The sequence below is a fragment of the uncultured Campylobacter sp. genome, assembly GCF_938030785.1.
Lineage (GTDB): Bacteria > Campylobacterota > Campylobacteria > Campylobacterales > Campylobacteraceae > Campylobacter_B.
In genome coordinates this window covers 1-8,608 of record NZ_CALHIK010000179.1, presented here as the reverse complement: position 1 = coordinate 8,608, position 8,608 = coordinate 1, and the positions used below count along the sequence as shown (strand labels likewise).

The 8,608-nt window shown below is 48.4% G+C and carries 8 protein-coding genes; 6 read left to right on the top strand and 2 right to left on the bottom strand.

Going from position 1 to position 8,608, the window contains the following annotated elements; all coding sequences use genetic code 11:
• Positions 1 to 509 (bottom strand): MqnA/MqnD/SBP family protein (locus Q0438_RS10345; RefSeq protein ID WP_367178512.1); only part of this gene is annotated, 509 nt, incomplete at its 3' end.
• A gap of 289 nt (positions 510 to 798) precedes the next feature.
• Between Q0438_RS10345 and recA the strand changes: the two genes are divergently transcribed.
• The 6 genes from recA to Q0438_RS10315 all read left to right on the top strand — a co-directional run bounded on the left by recA (position 799) and on the right by Q0438_RS10315 (position 7,718).
• Positions 799 to 1,839 carry a recombinase RecA gene (gene recA, locus Q0438_RS10340; RefSeq protein ID WP_299190651.1) on the top strand — a complete coding sequence of 347 codons (1,041 nt, stop codon included), beginning with the start codon at positions 799 to 801 and terminating at the stop codon, positions 1,837 to 1,839.
• Positions 1,839 to 3,089 (top strand): phosphopyruvate hydratase, encoded by a 1,251-nt coding sequence (gene eno / locus Q0438_RS10335; protein ID WP_299190653.1) that lies wholly within the window; start codon positions 1,839 to 1,841, stop codon positions 3,087 to 3,089. Before recA ends, eno begins: the two co-directional genes overlap by 1 nt.
• Before the next feature lies 1 nt (position 3,090).
• Positions 3,091 to 3,861 (top strand): hypothetical protein, encoded by a 771-nt coding sequence (locus tag Q0438_RS10330; RefSeq protein ID WP_299190649.1) that lies wholly within the window; start codon positions 3,091 to 3,093, stop codon positions 3,859 to 3,861.
• Positions 3,858 to 4,988, top strand: coding sequence for a hypothetical protein (locus Q0438_RS10325; protein WP_299190647.1), 1,131 nt, complete (start codon positions 3,858 to 3,860; stop codon positions 4,986 to 4,988). Before Q0438_RS10330 ends, Q0438_RS10325 begins: the two co-directional genes overlap by 4 nt.
• A gap of 13 nt (positions 4,989 to 5,001) precedes the next feature.
• Positions 5,002 to 5,631, top strand: a complete 630-nt coding sequence (locus Q0438_RS10320) for an NAD(P)H-dependent oxidoreductase (protein ID WP_299190645.1) — start codon at positions 5,002 to 5,004, stop codon at positions 5,629 to 5,631.
• Positions 5,632 to 5,765: 134 nt separating this feature from the next.
• A complete protein-coding gene (locus Q0438_RS10315; RefSeq protein WP_299190643.1) occupies positions 5,766 to 7,718 on the top strand; it encodes a hypothetical protein in 1,953 nt (650 codons plus the stop codon).
• A 158-nt stretch (positions 7,719 to 7,876) separates the two neighbouring features.
• Here Q0438_RS10315 and Q0438_RS10310 read toward each other — a convergent pair.
• Positions 7,877 to 8,608 (bottom strand): ATP-binding protein (locus tag Q0438_RS10310; protein WP_299190641.1); only part of this gene is annotated, 732 nt, incomplete at its 5' end.

Here is an 8,608-nt window from a genome sequence, read left to right as displayed (position 1 = left end):
CTCCAGATGTCCCAGATCTCGCGCTCCACGCAAAGCTCGTCCGAAAAATCCAAAATACTCTCGTGTATCAGCACGCCCGCGTCTACCTCGCCGCTTAAGACCGCGCCCTCGATTTCTAGGAAGTTTTTATAAACTATACGCGCCTGCGGGTATGCCATGCGAAAAAGAAGTGCGTTTGTCGTGTGTTTGCCGCTGAGCGCGACTTTGAAATTTCGCTTTAAAATCGCACCCTTTTTCTTAACCAGCTTTGGGCCGTAGCCCTCGCCAAAGCTCACTGCCGTACGCAAAAGCGCGTACTCCTCGCAGATGAGCGGATATAACGCAAAGCTAATCGCCGTGGCCTCATAGGTGCCCTTGAGCGCCTCGTCGTTTAGTGTCTGGATATCAAGCGCCGTTGCGCTAAGCTTTAGATTTTTGGAGCTTACCCAACCGAAATCAATCGCCTTATACATAAAAATATCATCCGCGTCGGGCGAGTGAGCGACGTTTATATGCTTAAAAATCTTCAAATTTTATCCTTTTTGTTCCGCTTTAAATTTCGCGCGCGGCCTGATTTTGAAATGTTGCGAAATTATAGTGAAATTTTGCTACAGCCCTCATAAAAATGCGGAATTTCTAAAGAAAAACGTGAAAACCAGGCGTGCTTAGAAGTGTAAATTTAATGCTCTCCGCTTGCCGCGCAGAGCGTTTACGCTCCTTAAAAATTTCAAATTCCGATGCCGCGCCGAATTTGCGCGAATAATCAAAAATTCATTTCAAATTTGGTAAAATCAAGCGAATTTATTTTTAAGGAAAAACATGGACGAGGGAAAGAAAAAGACGCTGGATGCGGCGCTAAAATCGATCGACAAAGCTTTCGGCAAGGGCACGCTCGTGCGGCTAGGCGATAAGCAGGTCGAGCCGATAGACGCCATCTCTACGGGCTCTGTGGGGCTTGACATCGCGCTTGGCATCGGCGGCGTGCCGAAGGGGCGTATCATCGAGGTTTACGGGCCTGAGAGCTCGGGTAAGACGACGCTTACGCTTCACATCATCGCCGAGTGCCAAAAAGCGGGCGGAATTTGCGCATTCGTAGACGCCGAGCACGCGCTAGACGTCAAATACGCTTCAAATTTAGGCGTCGATACCGACAATCTCTACGTCAGCCAGCCCGACTTCGGCGAGCAGGCGCTCGACATCGTAGAAACCTTAGCAAAGAGCGGTGCGATCGATCTTATCGTCGTAGATAGCGTCGCTGCGCTCACGCCGAAAAACGAGATCGAGGGCGATATGGGCGATCAGCACGTAGGGCTTCAGGCGCGGCTTATGAGCCAAGCGCTGCGCAAGCTCGCCGGCGTCGTGCACAAGATGAATACGACGGTGATCTTTATCAACCAAATACGCATGAAGATCGGCGCGATGGGCTACGGCACACCAGAGACGACGACCGGCGGCAATGCGCTTAAATTTTACGCTTCGGTGCGCATCGATATACGCAAGATCGCTACTTTGAAACAAAACGAAGAGAGTATCGGCAACCGCGCCAAGGTCAAGGTCGTGAAAAACAAGGTGGCGCCGCCGTTTAAGATCGCGGAATTTGACATAATGTTCGGCAAGGGCATCAGCAAGGTGGGTGAGCTGATCGATTACGGCGTTAAGCTAGACATCGTAGATAAAAGCGGTGCGTGGTTCAGCTACGGCGATACGAAGCTAGGGCAAGGTCGCGAAAACGCTAAAGTGTATCTTGAAAACAATCCCGCAGTTGCCGAAGAGATCACGGCAAAGATCCGCGAGCAGATGGGCAGTATGAGCCTAAGTGACGGCAACGAGGATGAAAATTTACAAAGCGGAGATGAATGATGATTTATATCGAAGATGTTTATGCCATAGAAGTACTTGATAGCCGCGGCAACCCGACCGTGAAGGCGACAGTCGCTCTAAGCGACGGCACCGCAGCAAGCGCGATAGTCCCAAGCGGCGCAAGTACGGGCAAACGCGAGGCGCTGGAGCTTCGCGATAAAGACGAAAGATACTGCGGCAAGGGCGTGCTAAAGGCGGTAGAAAACGTAAATTCGCAGATCGCCGAAGCCGTGATCGGACTGGATGCATTTGATCAAAAGGCGCTTGATGATGAGATGAGAGAGCTTGACGGCACCGATAATTACTCAAATTTAGGCGCGAACGCCGTGCTTGGCGTATCTATGGCGGTAGCGCGCGCGGCTGCAAAAAGCCTTGACGTGCCTTTGTATCGCTACCTGGGCGGCGCGAACGCTAGCGTACTGCCGGTGCCGATGTTTAATATAATTAACGGCGGCGCGCACGCGAACAACAGCGTGGATTTTCAAGAATTTATGATTATGCCGTTTGGATTTGATAAATTTAGCGACGCATTGCGAGCGGCGAGCGAAATTTACCACACGCTAAAAGGCCTACTAAACGCGGCAGGCCATAGCACGGCAGTGGGCGACGAGGGCGGATTTGCGCCAAATTTAAACGACAACGAAGAGCCGATCAAGCTCATCATGCAAGCCATCGAAAAAGCTGGCTACAAAGCGGGCGAGCAGATCAAACTAGCTCTCGACGTCGCAGCTAGCGAGCTGTACGAAAACGGCAAATATAAGCTAGAGGGCAAGGAATTTAGCAGCGAAGAGCTGATAGAGCGATACGCGCAGCTTTGCGAGAGGTATCCGATATTTTCGATCGAAGACGGCCTAAGCGAGGACGACTGGACGGGCTGGGCGAAGCTAACTAGCAGGCTTGGCTCTAAAGTGCAGCTCGTGGGCGACGATCTATTTGTAACGAACGAGAAAATTTTGCGCGAAGGCATCGCCAAAGGTGTAGGCAACGCGATCCTAATCAAACCAAATCAAATCGGCACCGTCAGCCAAACTATGCAGACGATCCGCCTAGCGCAGCGCAAAGGCTACCGCTGCGTGATGAGCCACAGAAGCGGCGAGAGCGAGGATAGCTTTATCGCGGACTTCGCCGTCGCGATGAATACGGGCCAAATCAAAACGGGCGCGACCTCAAGAAGCGAACGCAACGCAAAATACAACCGCCTGCTTGAGATCGAGCGCGAGACGTACGAGTTTTTGGGAAATAAAATTTAAAATGTTTTTTAAAAAAAAGTCCAAGCGGGGCTTAAAAGGCGGCGCGCAGCGCACCTATACTGACGGAGCGGATTATATAAGCGCGCGCGATGAGATGAAGCGCGCGCGATCTAGCACGGACGAGCTTTACGACGACTTGGACGACGAAATTTACGGGAATTTCGACATCGTTAGCGAAAGCTCTAACGACGCGAGTAGAAATTTCAAAACTCCGAAAGGCTACGAAAATTTAGGCGCCGAGAGCTCGAGCGAAAATTTTACCGAGTATTATGCATACGAAAATTTTAGCACGCAGGACAGTTATGATGCCGCCGGCAAAAATTTCGGCGAGGGGAGCGGGTATTTTAGCGCGCAAAAAGAGGACGGCTACGCGGATGAAAATTTCAGCGCCCTAAATAAGGGCTCCGCAAGCACTAATTTCTACGCGCAGGGTTCAAATTTCAACTCGCAAAACATAGATTTCGTCCCCGATGCCGAGAAAAATTTAACCAAAAACAAGCGTAAAATTTTTAAAGAGCGGCTAAATTTTATCAATCCGTTTTCGCCGTTTAAGCAGATCTTTTCGGCGATCGCACTGATTATCTGCGTCATTTTGGCGGGCGTTTTCGTCGGCGACGTGCTTTTCGGCAAGCGCTCATTTGAGGTTTTGCGGCAGCTGCAAAGGGAAAAAGCGTTTCTCTTTACCGACGTCGAGCGCCTCAAAAAGGAAAATGCCGAGCTGCAAAAGCTCTATTTGGAACGGCGCTCGCTCGATCCGGATCTTAAAAAATGAAAAAGCTCTATTTCTTATGCTTGGCGATATTTGCCTTTTCGGCTAACGAAACGGCGCCGCAAAAGGATGCGAACGCCACCGTTTCGGCGTCTAAAATTTTACCCGCGGGCGAAAAAACGCAGACCGCGCCTAAAAATTTAATACCGAGCCAAAGCGGAGTAAATGCAAACGCTACCGCCGCAAAACAAAACGCCGCACCGCAAGCCGCTAAGAAAAATGCAAATGCCACGAAGAGCGAAAACACAAGCGCTGCGAAAACGCTCGCGACCGCAAAGGATATAAACTCTACCGATTCCAATGCAAGCGGCGCGAAAAAGCAGGACACAAATGCAAGTGGCGCCAAGCCCGCTTCGGGCGCGAAAAAACCTGACGAAAACGCAAGCGATCCAAGCGCGTCCGCGGTCAAACTTGATACAAATGCCGCAAAACCTAATACGAGCGCCTCACAGCCGATTGGAACCATGCCGCTGGTAGTGCCCGACGAGCTTCCTATCCGACCTGAAATTTTACCGGCAGCGCCCAATACTCCGCCTGTGGCACCGCCGCCGCTAAAAAATTTTACGTCAAGATCATTTAGCCTACCTTCAGATGCGCTTGCGATCGAGCAGATCACGGTGCGCTATACCGACTCGGACGGGGCTTCGCACGAAAAAATAATCGACATAAATCGCTCGATAAACTGGCAGGACGATTTCATAATAAGCGCGAGTGCAAAGCCTGCGCTTCAGCGTGCGCTTGACGTTTCGGTCACCTCAAAGGATCCAAATTTAAAAAACCAAACTCCGCAAGCTTCGGCTACCGCAAGCTTCGCGCCGCGCCTGGAGCTACCGCTAGAGACGCTTAAATTTGACGATGGACTAAAATTCGTCATCCGCAAAGACAGCGTGCAGCTCATTACCGCAGACGATTTCAAAAGCTCTGACGCAAACGCTTCGGGCACGCTTGAAGCGGAGTTTTGGCGGCAAGATATCCCGCTTAGCGGCGCGAGCTTTGCTGTAAATATCGGCGGCTTTAGCGACATTAATGTCACTAAAGAGGACGGCTACTACCGCATCGGCGTGCGCTCGCGCGAGGGCAACCTCAGCATCAGACGCAAAGATGGTGGGTATTTGATCTACAAAAACTAATCAAGGAGAGGCTATGACGCATTTAGAGATTATGAAATTTCGCCACGCATGCAAAATTTTCGACGAGAATAAAAAGGTAGGCAAAGCCGATTTTGACGCCATTTTGCAGGCGGGCATCCTGGCACCCAGCTATATGGGGTTAGAACATTGGGATTTTTTGATCGTACAAAACAAGGCGCTGCGTGAGCAGATCCGCGAAAAATCGTGGGATCAGCAGCAGATCACCACCTGCTCGCATCTGGTCGTGATTTTGGCAAAGATCAAGGAATTCAAAGCGGGTGGCACCTACATAGCGGAAGCAATAAACCGCCGCTCGTTTGCAAGCGAGGAGAAAAGGGCCTCTGCGTTAAAATTTTACGAAGACGCCATAAGCGGGATCTTTAAAAACGATGACGAGGCGATATTTCACTGGTCGCACGCGCAGTGCATGTTCCCGGCTTTGGTGATGATGAACGAGGCCGCCAGCCGCGGTATTGATAGCTGCCCGATAGAGGGCTTCGATCGTACAGCGCTAAATGAAATTTTAGGCATCGATTGGAATGATCGCCGCGTGGCGCTGCTCGTGCCTTTCGGCTACCGCGTAAAACCGCAGCCGCAAAAGATCCGCCGCAGCATAGACGACGTAGTAAAGTGGATCGAATAGGTTCACAAGCGGCTTTAGAGCGTTAAATTTACAGCGCGATAAAATTCCAAAGCTGAGCGTGCGATACACGATGTGCGCTCTTTTGGAAATTTATCGCGCATAGGAATTTAAAAACGTAAATTTAAAGAAGTGATATGAAAATCTTAGCGTTTGCGGCAATTTTTTCAACCTTTCTCTTTGCGACAGAGCAAAGTTCCGCCAGCTCCGTGCAACCGACAAACTCGGTAAAAAATTCCACCCTGAAGATACAAGAGATTAAAGATGGATTTGGTGTGTTTGCACCAAATGGCGAGATCTCCGATAATAAGATAAATTTAAAACTGCCGGATTCTCACTATGATAATAACCTAACTCTAGTCGCTTCGAAAGACCATCCGATTAAACGCAACTCGGTAGAATTTGATTCGTTTAAATATATAAAAGCCCTGATCGCACTTAGTGGGAATGACGAAATTTCACAAAATAGAATAGAAATAGATGCTACAGGTGGGTGGGATGATCCCAAAATACGTATCAATGAAGCCAATATCATCGCAGGCAACAATGTACTCGACAATAACATCTCTTTTAATATAACTTCTGCAAATAAAATAAATATCATATCAGCAAATTTAAATGAAAAAAGCAATATCCGCGGCAATTTAGTGGAAGTGAAGTTGTTTCGTCATATAAATGAGCTAGCTGCGATTTTAGGAAGCGGCAAAATTTCTCAAAATCAAATAGAGATAGACGCTATGGGCAGCAAAAATTCAGACTCTAATGTCAGCCGAGTAAATATCATCACAGGCGGCGATGTGCTTGATAATACTATCCGTTTTAGTAGCCCCTATTCAAATAATTTAACAGCAATTAGCGGAAGCGGAAAAATTTCACAGAATAGAATAAAATTTTCATATTTTAACCATATAAAAAACCTAACCGCCATCGTCACGGATGGCGAAATTTCACAAAATAAACTAATTGTGGATGCTATGGACGGAGACGACGCTTTTGCTAATATCGATGAGGTAAATTTAATAACAAGTAGGAACGGGAATATCTTAGAAAATAATATCACACTTGAAAGAAGTCGCATAAAAAGCATAATAAATATAGCATCGGCAGATTCTGCGAATATTTTAAATAATAATATCGAAATTTCACTGCTTACCCGTATAGACGGCGATCTTCCTATATTTTCTGCCAAGGGTGACATCGCGGGAAATAATATAAATTTAGATAGCGCATCGGTTGCAGGCAGTGTGATATTTGCTAGATCAAGCGGCAATATATCGGCCAATCAAATTCAAATCGAAGAAGATGTTTTGGTGGACGGCTACATTGTAGCAGCGATAGCGGATGGTGAGCTTTCGGATAACAATATCACGATAAACAAACTAAACCGACCTTACTCTCATAGTGGCATGACTACAGGCTTTAAATTTAGCGGGCGTAAAAGCGGCATAGCTGCGGGCAGAAGCGGCAAAAACGCTACAAATAATGTCATAAGCATAAAAGATTGTTTGATCAATGGCGATGTAAGCGGCTTTAACGCACCGAATGGTGAGATTAATGCAACCCTGTTTTCCATTGAATACTCTAAAATAAAAGGAAACGTAATCCTAGGTAGGGCCAAATCTATAAAAGATTCCACCCTAATCCTATCTACAAGTGAAATTTTAGGTACGATCGAGGGCGGTGGCGCAGACAGCACGCTTAGTATTCAAGCGGCGGCGATATTTGCAAAAGATATAAAAAATTTCGGCAGATTAAATTTTATCTTAACGGACAAATCGGAACGCAATAATGAATTTTTGGTGTTGCGAAATAGCGAAAGTCTTGATCTGCGTGGCGTAAAGATTACGCTAAAAATCGATGAATACGATAGGCCGAGCATCCGAAAGGACGATCACATTGTTCTGATAAACAGCCGCAAACCGATAATCATAGACGAAAATACAAAGTTACAAACCATCGATATTGGCAAGCAAGGATATGAGTTTAAACTACAAGCGCGCGGGGGCGAATTATTAGCAATCGCTACCGCATCGCCCTACAAAGAATATAGAAGAAGACGCTTATTTTGGTGGCGCCTTTTATTTAGATAAGCGACAAACGCGGTTGAAAGCGGCGTGATTTACAATCAAAAGGCTCGCTTAAATTTTATGTTTTAAATAAGGTTGGCTAGTACAAAGCAGGACCCGAAATTTTCAGGCCAAAGTCTGCTTGACGATTACCGAATCCATTTTGCTCTTAAAATTTAATTCTACACAAAATACTCGCGGGCGGCATCCTTGCTATCAAAGGGGCTTGCGCTCAGCTCGCTGCCGTCTATGAGCAGGGCGTAGCGGCGCGCGGCGTCCGTTTTGGCGTAGGTCAGCGCCAGCCTCGCCGCAAGCTCTCTATCCGCCTCGCTCGCGCCCCTGCTTAGCAGGCTTAGCGCGCCCACGACGCCATCTTTAAATTTTATCTCGCTAAATTTTGGATTTTGCACAGCGGCAAGCTTTTTGTTGTCGCTCTCATCTCGCCCGATTATGAGCTTAGCGCCCTCAGACAGGCGCAGATGGCGTCCGAATTTTAAAATTTCAGCGTCCGCGGGCGTTTCGATCTTTTCAAATTTTACCGCATCCTTGATCCGCTCGCTGAAGCTCTGCACCGTTAGTAGACAGCCTCCCGCGGGCGTTTCGTAATCCTCAAAGCCGAACTCTGCCGCCAACTGCATCTGTCTAGCCCGCCCGCGCCCGCTAATGTCAAGCAGCGCGCCCCTATCTACCCAGCCCTTGATCTCGGGCGTCGTGGGCGGCAGCAGCTTCGCGCACAGCGGGCGTAGGATCAGCCCCTCCTCATCGCCACTAAGCCCGCCGACCTGAGCTAGAGCCTGCGCGCGTTGGCTCATCGGGCGCTGTCCGAGCACCTCGCCCGTGATGATGAAGCTCGCCCCTTCGCTTTGCAGCATCGCAAGCGCGGTCTTAAACATATATCCGTGGCAGTCGATGCA